The sequence below is a fragment of the Lentzea indica genome, assembly GCF_012184385.1.
In the GTDB taxonomy this organism is placed as follows: Bacteria; Actinomycetota; Actinomycetes; order Mycobacteriales; family Pseudonocardiaceae; genus Lentzea; species Lentzea indica.
This window is the reverse complement of the sequence record NZ_VSRL01000024.1, coordinates 1-16566: the sequence shown is the minus strand read 5'-3', so window position 1 is coordinate 16566 and position 16566 is coordinate 1. Positions and strand designations below refer to the sequence as shown.

The window sequence follows — 16566 nt, the reverse complement described above, 5'->3', positions numbered from 1 at the left end:
GCAAGGCGTCACGCCAAGACCACACACTGGAACCGGCTGCTCGAAAGGGCAGCCGGTTTGCCGCGTTCGGGCTAGTTGCTCCGTTACGGAACCGATTCGTTCGTACCGGAAACCCTGAAACCGGTTTCGCCCGGAACCGGTTTCGGCTATCTATTGTGAGAGCGCTCCCACAGACCTGACGCCGCACGAGCCCTCCCGGAGACCACATGGATCGCGACGACGTGCCCTACCTCGACGCCACGCTGCCGACCCCGGAGCGGGTCGCGGACCTCCTGGGCCGCATGACGCTGCCCGAGAAGGTCGGGCAGATGATGCAGCTGGACTCGAGGGAGGACCTGGACGACCACGTGCTGCGCAAGCACGTCGGCTCGATCCTGCACACCTCGCCCGAACGGGTCCTGCGCGCGCAGGACCTCACCACGCAGACGCGTCTCAGGGTTCCGCTGCTCATCGCCGAGGACTGCATCCACGGTCACTCGTTCTACGAAGGCGCCACGATCTTCCCGACCCAGCTCGGCATGGCCGCGACCTGGGACCCCGAGCTGGTCGAGCAGGTCGCGCGTGTCACCGCCGTCGAGGCCGCGGCGACCGGCGTGCACTGGACGTTCTCGCCGGTCCTGTGCATCGCGCGGGACCTGCGCTGGGGCCGCGTCGACGAGACGTTCGGCGAGGACCCTGTGCTGATCGGCGAGCTCGCGGCTGCCATGGTCCGCGGCTACCAGGGCGACGGGCTCACCGACCCGACGACGATCCTCGCGACGGCCAAGCACTTCGCCGGCTACTCGGAGACGCAGGGCGGCAGGGACGCGAGCGAGGCCGACCTGTCCCGGCGCAAGCTCCGGTCGTGGTTCCTGCCGCCGTTCGAGCGGGTCGCCCGCGCGGGCTGCGCGACGTTCATGCTCGGCTACCAGACCACCGACGGCGTGCCGATCACGGTCAATTCGTGGCTGCTGGACGAGGTGCTGCGCGGCGAGTGGGGCTACAAGGGCACGCTGGTCACCGACTGGGACAACGTCGGCCGCATGGTCTGGGAGCAGAAGCTGCAGCCCGACCACGCCCACGCCGCCGCGGCCGCCGTCAAGGCAGGCAACGACATGATCATGACGACCCCGCAGTTCTTCGAGGGCGCGCTGCAGGCCGTCGAGGACGGGCTGTTGGACGAGAAGGACCTCGACCAGGCGGTCACCCGCATCCTTACGCTGAAGTTCGACCTCGGGCTGTTCGAGAACCCGCGCAGGCCCGACACCGAACGCCAGCGCGTCATGATCAACCACGACGACCACAGGGCGCTGAACCTCCAGGTTGCGCGGCGTTCGCTCGTGCTGCTGCGCAACGACGGCGTGCTGCCGTTCCAGAAGGGCAGGATCGCCGTCGTCGGTCCTCTCGCCGACGACGCCCAGACCCAGCTCGGCGACTGGGCGGGTTCGTCAGGCCAGGCCGACTGGCTGCCCGACGGCCAGCCGCGCGACATGATCACCACGGTCCTCGACGGCCTGCGCGAGCTGTCCTCGCAGGAGGTCACGTACGCGCGCGGCGCCGACATCCTCACGCTCGAACCGGACCCCGCCGGTGAGACGTTCCCGGACGGCCAGCCGCGGCCGCCCGTCGTCCAGCCGTGCCCGCCGGACGCGAACCTCATCGCGGAAGCCGTGGCGGCAGCGGAAGCCGCCGACTACGTGGTGGCCGTCGTCGGCGACCGCATCGAACTGGTCGGCGAGGGTCGTTCCACCGCCACGCTCGAGCTGCTCGGCGGCCAGATCGCCCTGCTGGACGCGCTCGCCGAGACCGGCAAGCCGCTGGTCGTGGTGCTGCTCGCCTCGAAGCCGCTGGTGCTGCCCGAATCGGTACGCAACGCCGCCGCGCTGCTGTGGGTGGCCAACCCCGGCATGCAGGGCGGCAGGGCGATCGCCGAGCTGCTGCACGGCCTGATCGAGCCCAGCGGCCGCCTGCCGATCTCGTTCGCGGCGCACGCCGGGCAGCAGCCGACGTACTACAACCAGATCCGCGGCCAGCACGGCACCCGCTACGCCGACCTGACGCAGGAGCCGGCGTTCGCGTTCGGCGAAGGCTTGTCGTACACGACGGTGGAGTACGGCGGCCTGCACGTGGAGACGGCGGTGTTGCGTCCGGACGAGACCGTCGAGGCCTCCATCACGCTGACGAACACCGGCGCGCGGCCCGCCCGCGAGACCGTGCAGGTCTACGTCAGCGACGCCGTCACGTCGGTCAGCTGGGCGGACAAGGAGCTCAAGACGTTCAAGCAGGTCGACCTGGAGCCTGGCGAGACCGCGAAGGTCGAGCTCGAGCTCCCGGTCGCCGCGTGCACGATCGTCGACGCGCAGGGCTGCCGGGTGGTCGAGCCCGGCGAGTTCGTCCTCCTGGTCGGTCCTAACTCGAAGGATCTCCGCCGGGCGGAGTTCACGGTGAAGCCTCAGTTTTAGACAACACTGAAGGTATTGAGAGAACGAGGAACGATCGTGAGATAGCGGGGAGGAACCTCCACCGCCTTCGTGATCGCCTTCTTCACCGCCGGGACCAGGTCCGCGTCGACCAGCGCGACAGCGGGCCTGCCCGGCGGGTCGATCAGCATGCTCGCACCCCGCGCTCCTGCGGCCAGCGCGGCGTGGACCACCGCGTTCTGTTCGGGATCCGGGTCCTGAACGTGGTGGTACGCCGTCAAAGCGGCGCCGAGGTCCGTGGTGTGCGGGGTGTACGGCCGCTCCTCCTGTGGTTCCTGGCGCCGGACTCGTGTGTCGACGACGAGCAGCCGTTGGCCTGGCAGGTCGAGCTCGACTGCCGGTGACTCCTCGAACTGGCCGCCCGAGAGGTCACGCAGCGCCAGCCCGACCGCCGTCCTGAGTGCCTCACCGGCCGACAGACCACTCCCCTGCGGCAGATCGACGCTGCACATCAGCGTGGCGCCACCGGAACTGCAGGCCAGCGGCGCCGCCCACGCTGGAATCTCCTCGGACGGCAGCAAAGCACGTTCGGTCGGGCGGTTCACCGACACCAGTTCGAGCTTGCCGTCGTCACGCCGATCCCCCGCGACGATGGCGCCCCACTTGGCCTGCACCCGCACTGCCCCGCCGAGCAGGTTCAGAACGCCTGGGGCGTACCAAACTCCTTCGGCGGGTCGTCCGAACGTGCGCCGGAACGCGTGCGGTACCAGCCTGAGCTCCGGCGCGATCTCAGGCCTGTCGGCGATGTCCATCATGCTTGCTGTGCCGATTCCTTTTGGGCAAGCAGCCGGTAAGCGTTGCCGCGGTCACTCCGATGAGCCAGGAACCGGTTCACCGTCTGGTCCAACGCCATCGCGACGAAGAACGCGGGAATTCCCAGCGACCACACCAGGAAGCTGCGGGTCCTGCGCAGACGCACCCGCTCCGGCCGCCACGGCGCCGGCGTGCGAGGTGCGATGTTGCCGAGGAACAGCAACAACGCCAGCGTGAAGTCGTTGCAGAGGTGGGCTTTCGACCGTTCCTTGGCGACCGTGGTCAGGCCGCGGTCGGCGAGCGCGTGTTCCAGGTTGCCGATCGGCATCATGTGCTGGTGCTGCGGCTGGAACCACGGCATCCAGTACTGGCCGAACAAACGCCCGAGCCGCCACTCCGGGTCCGGCAGCTCGATCAGCAGGTAGCCACCGTCGGGCAGCACGTCCGCTGCGATGTCCAGTTCCTCCCACGGATCGCGCACGTGCTCCAGGTAGTGGTGCATGCTGATCACGTCGTAGCGGCCCTTGAGCTCGCCCGCGAACTCCTTGAAACTGCCCCGGTAGGCCTGCTCGATCCGTCCGAGCCGCGCGGCGTCCTCGATCGCAGCACCCTGGTCGAGCCCGTCGAACGTCGTGTCCGGCAGGACTTCCTTGGCTCCCAGGCAGAAGTGCGCGTGCCCGGAACCGACGTCCAGCCACCGTTGGGGCTTCGTGAACGGCTCGACCATCCGCGCCCGGCCGTAGTAGGGGTCGGTCTTGCCGGAGAACACCGCTTCCGCCGACGTCTCACCGAGGCCGTCGTAGAAGTCGCGGTAGTAAAAACCGAGGCCTTCCTCCGACAGTCGCGGGTTCTGCCAGACGTGTCCACATCGGACGCAGCGGTCCATCGTGAACGTGCCGGGCTTGCGCTGCACCAGGTCCGTCGCGGTGACCCACCGGCGCAGGTCCTGGCAGCCGCACGCCGGGCAGGTGTCCCGTCGTGCCTCGTGGAAGTCGCGGTCCCGGTTCTGCTCGTACCAGGGCGTGGCCTGCTTGAGGTGCTCTGCCTGGCGGCGTTCCGCCGTGGACTTCTTGCCACCGGCGGTCTTGAACCACAGGTAGGGCGTGCGCAGGAACCTCGGCACCCACAGGTCGCGCGGCTTGAGCGGCGTTCCCGCGAACACCAGGATCGGGTGGGCCCAATAGGCGGCCAGCGCCACAAGTCCCCACGGCCAGGCGGTGATCAGCGCGGTGACAACCGTCGCGTACCCGATGACCGAGCCCGCGATCCACAGCGACGGCCGCTTCCCGAACTGCCGCAACGTCGCCGCGCGGTAACCGAGGTCGTACGGCCCTGCCTTGAGCCCCGGCGCGACTGCGATGTCGACCTGCGCCCGCACGTGGTCCTTGACGCGCCGGACGTACGCGACGAACTCGGTGGGGTCGTCCGAGTTGATCTCCTCGACGTACTTCTCCCGCACCAGGACGGCCTGCGACGCGCTGATTCCGCGCGCCCACTGGTCGTTGCGGTACTTGGCCGGATCAAAGGATCCGAGCAGGTCCAAAGCCGCGACCGTCGGCAGGTCGCGCGGCACGAGGTCGACCAGATCGGCGTCGCTTTCCCACGAGCCCTCGGGATGGACTCCGGTGGCGGTGAGAAGCGAGTGCTCGCCCGCGCCCGTGGCGAGCACTCGCAGCTTGGACGCGCGGGAACGCAGGCGCAGCACGTCCAACAGGACGACGAGCACCACCAGCACGGTCAGGATCACCCGGCCACCACCTTCTCCAGTCGGTCGGCCGCGGCCGCTGCGCCGCCTGCCGCCAAGAACGACTCCCGCACCAGCTCCGCTGCGGCCGCGTACTCCGGCTCGGTCAAAACGGATTCCAACGCACTTCGGACATCTGCGGCACGCGCCCGCGAATAGGTCAGCCGCACCCCGGCCCCCGCCGCCACGACCTGGGCGGCGACGGTCGGCTGGTCGTCCCGGATCGGTGCCACGACCAGCGGCAACCCGTGTGCCAGCGCCTCGCAGACCGTGTTGTGGCCGCCGTGCGTGACGACCGCGTCCAGATGCGGCATCAACGCGAGCTGCGGTACCGACGGCAGCATCAGGACGTTCGGAGGCGCTTTCCGCGGTGGCGCCACCATGATCACCTGCACGTCGAGGTCGGTGACCGCCTCCAGCACCTGGCAGAAGAACCGCTCACCTGCCGGGCCGTTCAACGTCCCGAGCGACACGAGGACCCGCCGTTGCCCGGTCAGCCGCTCCCACGGGAACTCGGCCCGTTCAACGCGGTGAGTCAGCGCCGGCCCGACGAAGGCCACCTCGTCGCCGAACTTCTCCTCCACCAGCGCCGTCGAGCTGTAGACCAGCACCAGCAGATCCGAGAACCTGATGTCGCCACCCGCGAAATCGTGCAGCAGATCGCGCACCCACGCGTCGACCTTCGGCATCGTCCTCAAAGGATTGATCAGCTCGGCGGACGTGCTCGCCGACGTCACCCACGGCAGGCCGGCGTGGCCCGCGACCACCGGCCCGGCAAGTGCCTGCTGGTCAGCGATGATCACGTCCGGCGCGAACTCCCTGACCGCGTCGGTGACGCCGGGAACCATCGCGTGCCCGAGCGGGATGAGGAACTCCTCCCAGAAGAACTTGAGCACCGCCATCCCGCGCAACGCGAGCCACCGCTCCCGTTTCGCCCGGATGTCCTCCTCCAGGAAGTCGTCGATCGCGGGGAGGACGAGCGCGTTGTCCGGCAGGAGAGGCGCGAGCGTGCCCGGATGCCCGACCCACGCCACGTCGTGCCCGCGCGTCAGCAGCTCGCCGCCGACGGAGGCGGTCGGGTTGACGTGGCCGGTCAGCGGCGGCACCACGAACAGGAACCGGCTCATGACGGCAACCAGTCCAGCAGTACGTCGAGCAGCTCGGCCGTGGCTTCGCGCAGCACCGTGTGCCCCAGCCCGGACACCACGTGCAGCCGGCACGACGGAATCCGTTCCTGCAGTTCCGCCGCCGCCCCGATCAGCTCGGACTCGGCGCCGTAGACCCCGAGCACCGGGCACCGCACCTGCGTCAGGTCGAGCTTCGCCGCCGAGCCGAGGTCGTCGATCAGCGTCGTGCCGTTCAGCAACGCGTTGGCGTTCACCGCGAGCTTCGCGATCTTGCGCTGGCCGAGGGCCATCAGCTGGTCCTGCGTCCTGTCGAACTCCAGTCCCAGCGCCGCGACCGTCAGCGTGTTCGTGATGTCCTCGAACCACGCGTCGCCGACCACTCCCCCGCAAGCCGACTCGACGAGCACGACGCCGCCGATCCGTTCGGGAACCTGAACAGCCGCGTGCATCGCCACCACACCGCCGTAGCTGTTGCCCAGCAGGAACACCGGCTCGGTGACACCGATCTCGTCCAGCACCGCGACCAGGTCGAGCGCGCTTTCCTCCGGCGTGTACCCGGATGGCGGCCGTTCGGACAGGCCGTGCCCGCGCAGGTCGAACAGCACGGTGCCGAACCCGCTCTTCGCCAGTGGTGCCGCGAGCGTGTAGTAGAAGCTCGACAGGTTGTCCATCACCAGGCCGTGCACGAACACGACGGTGGGTGCGTTCTCCGGCCCGAGCCGTTGCACGTGAAAGCGCAGCCCTCGGGCGTGAACCTCAGACACGAGCCGTGATGTGGTCGACGAGACGGCCGACGGACATCGCCATGATCTCGTCGATGTCCATGTCCGCGAGGAACGCCACCAGGTCGACGCCGTAGTGGGCGTTGAGCTTGTCCGCCAGCGCCACGAACTCGATCGACTCCAGACCCAGGTCATCGCTGAACGTGGTGTCGCGGGTGATCTCCACGCCCAGCAGGAAGTCAGGCCCGACCACCTCGGTGATCATCTTGGCGACCTGTTCCAGCACCTCGTCCATCAGTTCTCCGTTCGCACTCGGGCGGCGGCGCGCCCTAGTTCAGCTACGACCTCGGTCCGGGGCACCGCAAAGGCGCCGCGCACCCGCATGTCGGCGTCCACGGTCAGTTCCGCCGGGTAGACAGGCCCGGCCCCGCGGTCCCACAGCCACGCGCGCACGGCGTCCTTCACCGCGATCACGCACAGCAGCCAGTCCCGTTGGGCGGGCACGTCCAGGCCGCCGTAGTGCAGTCGTTCGGCGGAGTTCAGGTAGCGGCGCATGATCAGGTCACGGGTGGCGCTGTCGGACCAGTTCTCGGTGACGCGCAACCACTCGTCGTCCCGAACGGACAACATTTCGGTGCCCGGCTTGAGCTTGACCTGCCAGATTCGGTCGTCCGTGGTGAACCGGCGGGTGGTCCAGCCGGTGATCCGGCACCACAACGAGCCGTTCACGGTCAGTTCGGCGTCGGCGACCATCTCCTGGGCGGTCACCGAACGGATCCAGGCCGTGCACTGAACATCGCCCGTGGGTGCGGGTCCGTGGAACGACACCTGTTCGATCCCGGTCGGCAGCACTGTCTGGTCGACGGTCTGCGTCACCTGCATCCAGTGCCCGATCAGCTGCCCAGCGCTGTCCAGCAACGCACCCGGCGCTGGCAACGGCGTCAGCACACCGGCGATTCCGTTGTCCGCCAGGCAGTCGATCTTCGTCACGCCCGCGAACGCCGGGCCGTGGAACATCCAGTTGTCTTTGTACAGCTCGTCGGCGGACACCGGTGCCTCACGGACGCCCTGCAGTTCCTTGCCGACGGGCTGCACGGCCACCGGCGCCATCAGCACGATGCCCTCGGCGTAGTCACCGACCTTCACGACGACGCGATCCGGGCCTTCCGCGCGGGCGGAGATCTTCACGGTCGTCGCGGGCAACGCCGTCAACCAGCGCTTCGCCTTGACCTGGGTGAACCCGTGCACGGTTCCGCCGGTGAGCCTGCGCGCGGCGTCCGCGAACACCTCCAGCAGGCCGGTCGCGGGCACGATCGGGAACCCGTCGGCGAGGTCCGGCCAGCCGGGCGCCTGCGGGAACACCGAGTGGTCGACCAGCTCCGGCATGGTGCGCAACGAGAACTCGCGGGTGAACCCGGCCTCGTTGGGCCTCAGCGCACCGACGACCTCGCGCGCCACGGCGTTGGTGTGGGCCAGAAGCCTGTTGACCGCGGCTGACATCGGGCTGTCGCCCGCGACCAGCACCGGTTCGGTGCCGAGCGGGTCGACCTTGATCCTGGGCGTGCCGAGCTGCAGCTTGACCCTGTGGGCCGTGCCGCGCTTGAGCCCGAACGCCCACAGCGCTTCCGGCGCGATGTCGGCGTTCACCGCGATGTGCGGCCGGTCGGACAACGTGTCGCCGACGAACCCCGGCAGACTGCCCTGTCCGATTTGGACGAACGCGCGGAAGCCCGCGCCGTGCAACCGTTCCAGCAACGGACGGAACCGCACGGGCTCGACCAGGTGCCGCAGCACCAGTTCGCGAACCTCGTCGGCGGCCATGGGTTCGAGGGAGTTCGCCGACCACACCGGGATGTCCGACGCACGGACCGGCAGCTGATCGAGCATCTCCTTCGCCCGGCCCAGGTACGGGGCGAGCGCCGGGGTGTGGAAGCCGGTGCGGAACGGCATCAGCTGAGCTATGACACCGTTGGACTTCAACGTCTGCAGTACCGCTTCGAGCCGGTCGATCGGGCCGCAGATCACCGATTGGTGCGGGCAGTTGTCGTGACTGATCGTCACGCCGTCGATGAGGTACCGCTCGGCGGTGTCGGCCGAGCAACCCAGTGCCGCGTAGGCGATGTCGACGACCGCGACCGCGCCGGGGCCGAGCGCGGCGACGAACTCGTCGATCGTCGGGTAGATGCCGCCGACGACCATCGCCGTCCACTCGCCCATGCTGTGCCCGGCGAGCGCGCCCGGCGTGATGCCGAGCGCCATCAGCTCGCGGGCTTCGCGGCGGCCGTCCTGCAGCAGCCCGACGGCGTGGTCGACGACCTCGCCGCTGAACTCGCGCTCGAAGCCGGGGAACACGAACGCGACCTGGTCGGTGCTGGTCAGCAGCGGTTGCGGGGAGAACCAGATGTCGTGTCTGCCCGGCCACGCCTTGCCCTGGGCGAGCACGCGTTCCGCGAGCTTGAGCTTGCGGTCGTCCGGGTTGCCGATGGCGAGCCGGAACGCCCGGTCGGCGCTGGAACACCGGCGTTCCTTCAACGCCCTGGCGAGCCCTTCCGCGGTGTCGGCGGCGAAGGTCATGACGGACTTGCGCGGCTTCGCGATCGAGTGACCGTCGAGCACGGCATGCGCGTTGATCCCGCCGAACCCGAACGCGTTCACGACCGCGCGGTGCGGGCCGGTCCACTCACGGGCGGTCGTCACCGGCGCGAACCTGGTGCCCTGCAAGGCACTGTGCGGGTTCTCGACGTGCAGGGTCGGCGGCAGCGTGTTGTGGTGCAGGGCGAGCGCGGCCTTGATCAACCCGGCCATTCCGGCGGCAGGCATCGCGTGGCCGATCATCGACTTCACCGTGCCGATGCCGATCTCCTCGCCCTCCGCGCCGAACGCGTTGATCATCGTCTGCAGTTCGGCGGCGTCACCCGCGGGCGTGGCGGTGCCGTGCGCCTCGATCAGGCCGAGCCCGGCTTCGCGGGGATCGAGGTCCGCATTGGCCCAGGCCCGTTGCACGGCAAGGAGCTGGCCCTCGGGGTTGGGCGTCATCATGCTGGTCGCGCGGCCGTCGCTCGCGGTGCCGATCCCGCGGATCACCGCGTAGACGCGTTCGTCGCCGACGTCTTCCAGTCGCTTCAACACCACCATGCCAACGCCTTCGGACAGCAGCGTGCCGTCCGCGTTGGCGTCGAACGGCCGGATGCGCTCGCTCGGGCTCAATGCGCGGAGCTGGGTGAAGACGCTCCACAACGTCGGGTGGTGGCAGACGTGCACGGCCCCGGCGAGCATGGCGTCCGCGCGGCCCTCCTGGAGCTCGCGGACGGCGTGCTCGACGGCGACCAGGCCCGACGCGCAGGCCGCGTCGACGGTGTAGGCGGTGCCCTTGAGGTCGAACCGGTTGGCGATTCTCGACGCCGCGAGGTTCGGCACCAGGCCGATCGACGACTCCGGCTGCTCCGGGCCGAGGCGGTCCCGGATGGCTTGGCGGACCGTGTTCAGGTCACTGCCGGCCAGGCTGGGGAAGAGATCGCGGACCACCGACACCACCTCGTCGGCGAGCCTGACGCGCTGGTCGAGACGCGCGCAGCCGGGCGTCAGGTAGCCGCCGCGGCCGACGACCACACCGACGCGGTCCCTCGACGGCAGCGTCGACTCACCACCCGCGTCGGCGATGGCTTCCGCGGCCGTGGCGAGGGCCAGCAGCTGGTCAGGCTCCGCACCGTCCACTGTGGACGGCATGATGCCGAACCTGGTCGGGTCGAACTCCGCCAGGTCGTCGACGAAACCGCCCCTGCGGCAGTAGAACCTGTCGCCGGTCGTGCTGTCCTGGTCGTAGTAGGTGGCCGGGTCCCAGCGGCCGGGCGGGATCTGCCCGATCGCGTCGACGCCGGCGACGATGTTGCGCCAGAACGTCGTCGCATCGGGGGCACCGGGGAAGACGGCGCCGATCCCGACGATCGCTATGCCTCCCATCGGTAGACCACCTGCACGTCCTCACCGCTGGCGATCTCGTTCAGCAACGCGTCGACGCCCTGCCGCGGCTCGATCATCGGGATGCCACGGCGCGCGTACTCGCCGGCGAGCCCGGCCGCCATGCCCGCGCCTGCCCAAGGACCCCAGTCGACAGCGACGACCCGCCGCTGCGTGCCCCAGAACCTGGCCATCCGGTCCAGCGCGTCGTTCGCGGCCGAGTAGTCGGCCTGCCCACGGTTGCCGAACACCCCGCTCACACTGCCGAAGAGGATCAGGAAGCCCTCGCTGAACGCCTTGGCAGCGTTCACCTTCGTCGCCCAGACGCGCTCGAACGACTCCTGGGTCTTGTCCGCGATCAGCTTGTCGTCCAGCACGCCCGCACCGTGGATGACCCCGTCGATCCGGCCGAACCTGGCCTTGACGTCGTCGAGCACCGCGTTGATGGCTTCGGCGTCGGTGACATCGCACGCGTGGTAGCGAACGCTCGACGCCTTGGCGCGCAACCGTTCCATGGTCCGGCGGACCTCACGTTCGGCGAGCACCTTGCGCGCCTTCGCGGGTACGTTGTCCTTCTCACCCAGCTCGAACAGCGCCTTCACGAGCTCGGGCTCGGTCGTTGCTTCCGCGAGTCGATGATCTTCCGGGGCGATCGGGGTGCGGCCGATCAACTCGACGTGGCAGCCCGTGCGTTCGGCGAGCTCTGCCGCGGCCAGCGCCGTGATGCCGCGGGCACCACCGGTCAGCAGCACGACGCTGTCGGCGTTGAGGTTGAGGGTTCCGGCGCCGAGTTCTTTCCGCACGGCTTCGATGACCTGCCGCTTGCCCGCGTGGTAGCCGACGACAGCCGGTCCGGGACCGATCTCGGCGAGCAACGCGGTGGCGATGTCGCGGTGGCTCTCCTTGGAGTTCACGTCGACCGCGCGCACCACGAGGTCCGGGTACTCGAGCGCGGCGGTGCGGATCAGACCGTGCAGGCCGATGTCCGCGGGCAGCTCGTCGGGCGCGTGGTCGAAGCCGAACGTGCCGCCGCCCGTGGTCACCACGAGAAGGTTCACTCCGGTGGTCACGCAGGCCTTGACCTCGCTGAACGCCTCCGGCAGCCGTCCGCCCAGCCGCACCACGACGTCGATGCCGCTGAGGTCGGCCGGGAACTTCGGTTCGACACGAGGCCGGGCGGTGTGGCGTTCGAGCAGGTCGGCGAGCTCTAGACCGATGCCGTTGTCGTCGATGATCAGCACGGTTTTGGCGGTGAGGTCTACGGGGTGCGCGGGGTCGGCGGCCACGACCTGCGGCACCAGTCGGACGAGGCGGCCGGGCTGGGTGGCCGATGCTGGGGTGAGGGCTGGCGCCTGGGCGAGTGCCGACGCCGGGGTGAGCTTCGGCGTCGGAGTGAGGGCCGACGCCTGGTCGAGCGTCGGGGCGAGCGTCGAGGCGGAGGTGTGGGCCGGGATCGGGGCAAGCGTTGGCGCCAGGGTGAAGGCCTCCGCCGAGGCGAGGCCCGGGGACTCCCCGAACCAGCCGACGATCCCGTCGATCGTCTTCAGCTGCGCCAGCTCGTCGACCTCTCCCACCGCACCCAGCTCCTGGGCCAGCTCGCCGACGATCTCCGCACGCTTGATCGAGTCGATCGACAGGTCCGCTTCCAGGTCCAACCCCGGCTGCAGCATCTCCACCGGGTAGCCCGTGCGCGTGCTGATCGTCCGGAGCACGACCGCCCGCACGTCCTGCGCCTCCGGCCGCCCGGTTGTCAGAATGTCAACATCCGCATTGTTGACATGCGGGTTGTCAACGTTCAGACAATCGGCGGCCCCGAGCCAGTCGACGATGCCCTCGATGGTCTTCACCTGGGCCAGTTCGTCCACCGAACCGGTCGCGCCCAGCTCGGCAGCCAGCTCGGCGACGATCTCCGTCCGCTTGATGGAGTCGATCGAGAGGTCGGCTTCCAGGTCCAACCCAGGCTGCAGCATCTCGACCGGGTAGCCGGTGCGGGCACTGATCGTCCGCAGCACGACCGTGGCGACGTCCTCCTGCGGCTTGATCTGCGGCCTGGCCTGGGCATTCTCGACAACAGCCGCCACGTGTTCGAGCGTGGGCATCGGAGCCGGAGCGGCGGGAGCGTTGCCGAGGTAGCTGAGCAGGACGTCGCGCTGAGCGCTGACCGCGTCCCGCATCCCGTCCAGGAACTTCTCGACGATCTCGTCGCGCCCCAGCCCTGATCCCATCCTCAAGGTCGGGAACTCCGTCGCGGGCCGCAGCCCGCCGGGCAGTGCGTCGCCGTTCGCGTCCCGCACGAGACCTCCATCCACGTACCAGCGCGGCCGTGGCGGCACTGCCGTCGCCGGTTCGGCCCTGTCCTCGAACAGCGGCGCGGCGTCCACTTCGACGCCGGCGACTGCTAGCTCCGCGAGCGTGCGCAGGAACGTCACGTGGTCGTCGCATCGCAGCGCCTGGTGCGGGCGGTCGCCGAGGGTCTTGCCCACGAGCGACGTCAGCACGCCACCCGGTCCCGCCTCGACGAAGATCCGCGCGCCCGCCGCATACATCGACTCGATCTGGTCCACGAACCGCACCCGGCCCGCGAGTTGCGCGGACAGCCCGTCCCGCACGTCGGCGTGAGGCGCCGCAGACACGTTTGACCAAACCGGGAAATGCATCTCACCGATCGACATGGCCGCGAGACGGGCCGCGAACCGGTCGCGGGCACCCGCCATCAGCGGACTGTGGAACGCGGCGGCCACCGGGATGTTCTTCACCGTCAGCCCGGCTGCACGCAGGGTCTCCACGGCCTTGTGCACGGCCTCGGTCGGACCGGAGATCACGACCTGGTCAGGTGCGTTGTGGTTGGCCACCACGACGTCCGGCGGCAGCAGCGCCTCGACCTCGGCCACCGTCGCCGTCACCGCGGCCATCGTGCCGGGGTCCTCGCCGACCGCTTCCAGCATCGCCTCGGCACGGGCGGCGCTGAGGTCTAGCAGCTCGGCTGGCGCGAACACACCGGCCGCGGCCAATGCGACCAGCTCGCCGTAGCTGTGGCCGCCGGCCAGATCCGGCCGCACGCCAACCGATTCGAGCAGCGCGGTGACCATGAGCCCGGCGATGCCGAGCGCCGGCTGGGCGTTCCGGGTGTCGGTGATCTCCGCGCGTTGCTTCGAGACGTCCTCGGCCGTCAGTGCCGCCGGCGGGTACATCACGCGTTCGTACCGGGGATCCACGAAGTCCTGCAGGCGTGGGAACGCGGTCACGAGGTCGAGCAGCATGCCCGGCCGCTGGCTGCCCTGGCCGGGGTACAGGAACGCGATCTTCGGCCGCTCTCCGTCGCGCAGCCGGACGGTGTCGCTAGAACGCCAGGCCTCGACCTCGGCGAGCGCCTTCAGCAGGCTCTCGTGATCGCTCACCACGAACGCCGCCTGAACCGTGCCAGTGCCGCAGGCCGCTGCCAGCGAGCGCAACGGTGCGCGCTCGTCGACCAGCGCGGTCAGCCGAGCGGCTTCCCGTTGCGCGGCAGCCTGATCATCGCCGCGGATCAGGAACAGCTCGGCCGGCCACAACGTCAGGCCGTGACGGGGCTCGTCGGCACCGGTGTAGCCCGCCAGCACCGTGTGGAAGTTCGTGCCGCCGAACCCGAACGCGCTCACGCCGGCGACCCGGTTCTTGCTCGCCCACGTGCGGTGGCCGAACGCGAACGGGCTGGTCTGCGCGTTCCAGAAGGCATTGGGCTGCTTGACGTGCAGCGTGCCGGGCCGCACACCGGTGTGCACGGCCAGCGCGGTCTTGATCACGCCGGCCAGGCCCGCCGCGCACTTGGTGTGCCCGATCTGCGACTTCACCGAGCCGATCGTGCAGGTGCCGGGCTCGACGCCGGAGAACATCTCGGTGAGCGACGCCAGCTCGGTCCTGTCGCCCACCACGGTTCCCGTGCCGTGCGCCTCGACCATCCCGACCGACGTGACGGGCAAGCCGGCTGAGGCGTAGGCGCGACGCAACGCCCGCTGCTGACCTTCCGGACGCGGCGCGGTGAGACCCAGTGACCGGCCGTCGCTCGACGCGCCGATGCCCTTGATCACCGCGTAGACCCTGTCGCCGTCGCGTTCGGCGTCGGCCAGACGCTTCAGGACCACGCAGGCCACGCCCTCGCCGAGCGCGATGCCGTCCGCGGCCGAGTCGAACGTCGCGCAACGTCCCTTGGCGGACAAGGCTTTCACCGAGGCGAACATCTGGTAGTCGTGCGCGCTGTTGTGCAGGTCGACGGCGCCGCACAGGACCATGTCGCTGGTGCCGCCGAGGAGTTCCTTGCACGCCACGTCGAGCGCGGCGAGGCTGGACGCGCAGGCCGCGTCGACGGTGTAGTTCGCGCCGCCGAGGTCGAGCCGGTTCGCGACGCGGCCCGCGATCACGTTGCCGAGCACGCCTGGGAACGAGTCCTCGGTCAGCGCGGGCAGGTGGTCGTCCAGGCCGCGAATTCCCAGTGCCGGCAACGCGGTGCGGATCGTGTAGGCGTTCGCGAGGTCGGCACCGGCCTCGGCACCGAAGATCACCGACGTGCGTTCGCGGTCGAACACCCGCGTCGCATAGCCGGCGTCGGCCAGAGCGCGGGCCGACACTTCCAGCGCCAGCAGCTGCGCGGGTTCGATCGAGGTCAGCGAGGCGGGCGGGATGCCGTACGCGAGCGGGTCGAACGCCGTGCGCGGGATGAACCCGCCCCACTTGAACGGGCTGCCGTAGCGTTCCGGCGACCAGCGGTCCGGCGGGATCTCGGTGATGGAGTCGGTGCCGGCGAGGACGTTCGCCCAGAACTCCGCGACGTCGCGCGCGCCCGGCATGATCGCCGCCATGCCGACGATGGCGACGTCCAGCGGTTCGGCGACCGTACCGTGCTGGGCTCCCTCCGGCAGCACGCCGGAAACGATGTCCTCGTGCAGTTCGGCGATGGTGGTGCGTTCGGACCTGAGCGTCGCGACCTGGCCGATCATGAACATGCCTTCGCGGCGCTGCTCGTCCTCGCCGACCTCCTTCAGCCCGTCCTCGTCGCGGACAAGACCGCGGCTGGCGAGCCGGAGCCGTCCCAGGTTGAGCTGTTCGAGCTGCTCCCAGCTCTCCTGCTTCGGCAGACCGGCGAGCTCGGCGCGCGCCTGCTCGAAGGTGTCCACATAGGACGTCTGGGCGCAGCGGACCGCGTGGCCCGGCGAGGTCTCCAGCAGTGCGGTGTCCTCGCACTCCAGCGCGACCTGCTGGAACACCGGACGGATAGCGCCGTGCGTGACGGCTTCCTCGGTGAACAGGTAGGCCGTGCCGACGAGAACGCCGATCGCCGCACCCCGTGCCGCGAGCGGTGCGGTCATCGCGGAGATCATCGCGGCGGAACGAGCATCGTGGATGCCACCGGCGAACAACGCGACGACGTCCTTCTCACGGCCGCGCAGGACGTCGATCTGCTGCTGCCACAACGTGAAGCTGGATCGCGGGCCGGTGTGACCTCCGCATTCCGAGCCCTCGAAGACGAACTTGCGCGCGCCCTCGTCGAGGAACCGGCGTAGCAGCGCGGGCGAGGGCACGTGCAGGAACGCCTCGATCCCCGCGTCCTCGAGCTCGCGCGCCTGCGTGGGCGTGCCACCGGCGACGATCGCGTACTTCGGCCGGACCGCCAGCACGGCCTCCAGCTGCTTCGCCCGCAGCTCGGGCGGCGCGAAGCCGAGCAGGCCAACGCCCCACGGCCGGTCGCCGAGCTTCCCGGCGGTGTGCTCCAGGAGTTCGCGGACCGCCGGGCCGTCCATCAACGCGAGCGCGAGGAACGGCAGCGCACC

Annotated in this window: 8 protein-coding genes; 1 reads left to right on the top strand and 7 read right to left on the bottom strand. The window is 69.7% G+C overall.

Annotation, left to right across the window (positions count from 1 at the left end; translation table 11 throughout):
* Positions 1-206: 206 nt before the first annotated feature.
* Positions 207-2441: an exo-beta-d-1,3/1,6-glucosidase gene (locus tag FXN61_RS09365; protein ID WP_167972288.1), complete on the top strand. Its 2235-nt coding sequence runs from the start codon at positions 207-209 to the stop codon at positions 2439-2441.
* On the opposite strand, the gene FXN61_RS09360 is transcribed toward FXN61_RS09365, so the two are convergent.
* Genes FXN61_RS09360 through FXN61_RS09330 form a run of 7 tightly spaced genes read right to left on the bottom strand, consistent with a single transcriptional unit; the run spans position 2438 to position 16536 of the window.
* Positions 2438-3214: a hypothetical protein gene (locus FXN61_RS09360; RefSeq protein ID WP_167972286.1), complete on the bottom strand. Its 777-nt coding sequence runs from the start codon at positions 3212-3214 to the stop codon at positions 2438-2440. The two genes, FXN61_RS09365 and FXN61_RS09360, sit on opposite strands and share 4 nt — an antisense overlap.
* On the bottom strand, positions 3211-4959 hold the full coding sequence (locus FXN61_RS50585) for a class I SAM-dependent methyltransferase (protein WP_223165361.1): 1749 nt from the start codon (positions 4957-4959) through the stop codon (positions 3211-3213). Before FXN61_RS50585 ends, FXN61_RS09360 begins: the two co-directional genes overlap by 4 nt.
* Entirely contained in the window at positions 4956-6083 is a 1128-nt protein-coding gene (locus FXN61_RS09350; RefSeq protein WP_167972283.1) for a glycosyltransferase, read from the bottom strand. Before FXN61_RS09350 ends, FXN61_RS50585 begins: the two co-directional genes overlap by 4 nt.
* A complete protein-coding gene (locus FXN61_RS09345; protein ID WP_167972281.1) occupies positions 6080-6847 on the bottom strand; it encodes an alpha/beta fold hydrolase in 768 nt (255 codons plus the stop codon). The genes FXN61_RS09350 and FXN61_RS09345 overlap by 4 nt, the downstream gene beginning before the upstream one ends.
* Positions 6840-7100 carry an acyl carrier protein gene (locus FXN61_RS09340; RefSeq protein ID WP_045315192.1) on the bottom strand — a complete coding sequence of 87 codons (261 nt, stop codon included), beginning with the start codon at positions 7098-7100 and terminating at the stop codon, positions 6840-6842. Before FXN61_RS09340 ends, FXN61_RS09345 begins: the two co-directional genes overlap by 8 nt.
* Entirely contained in the window at positions 7100-10765 is a 3666-nt protein-coding gene (locus tag FXN61_RS09335; protein ID WP_167972279.1) for a beta-ketoacyl synthase N-terminal-like domain-containing protein, read from the bottom strand. The genes FXN61_RS09340 and FXN61_RS09335 overlap by 1 nt, the downstream gene beginning before the upstream one ends.
* Entirely contained in the window at positions 10753-16536 is a 5784-nt protein-coding gene (locus tag FXN61_RS09330; protein ID WP_223165360.1) for a type I polyketide synthase, read from the bottom strand. Before FXN61_RS09330 ends, FXN61_RS09335 begins: the two co-directional genes overlap by 13 nt.
* Between the last annotated feature and the right edge of the window lie 30 nt (positions 16537-16566).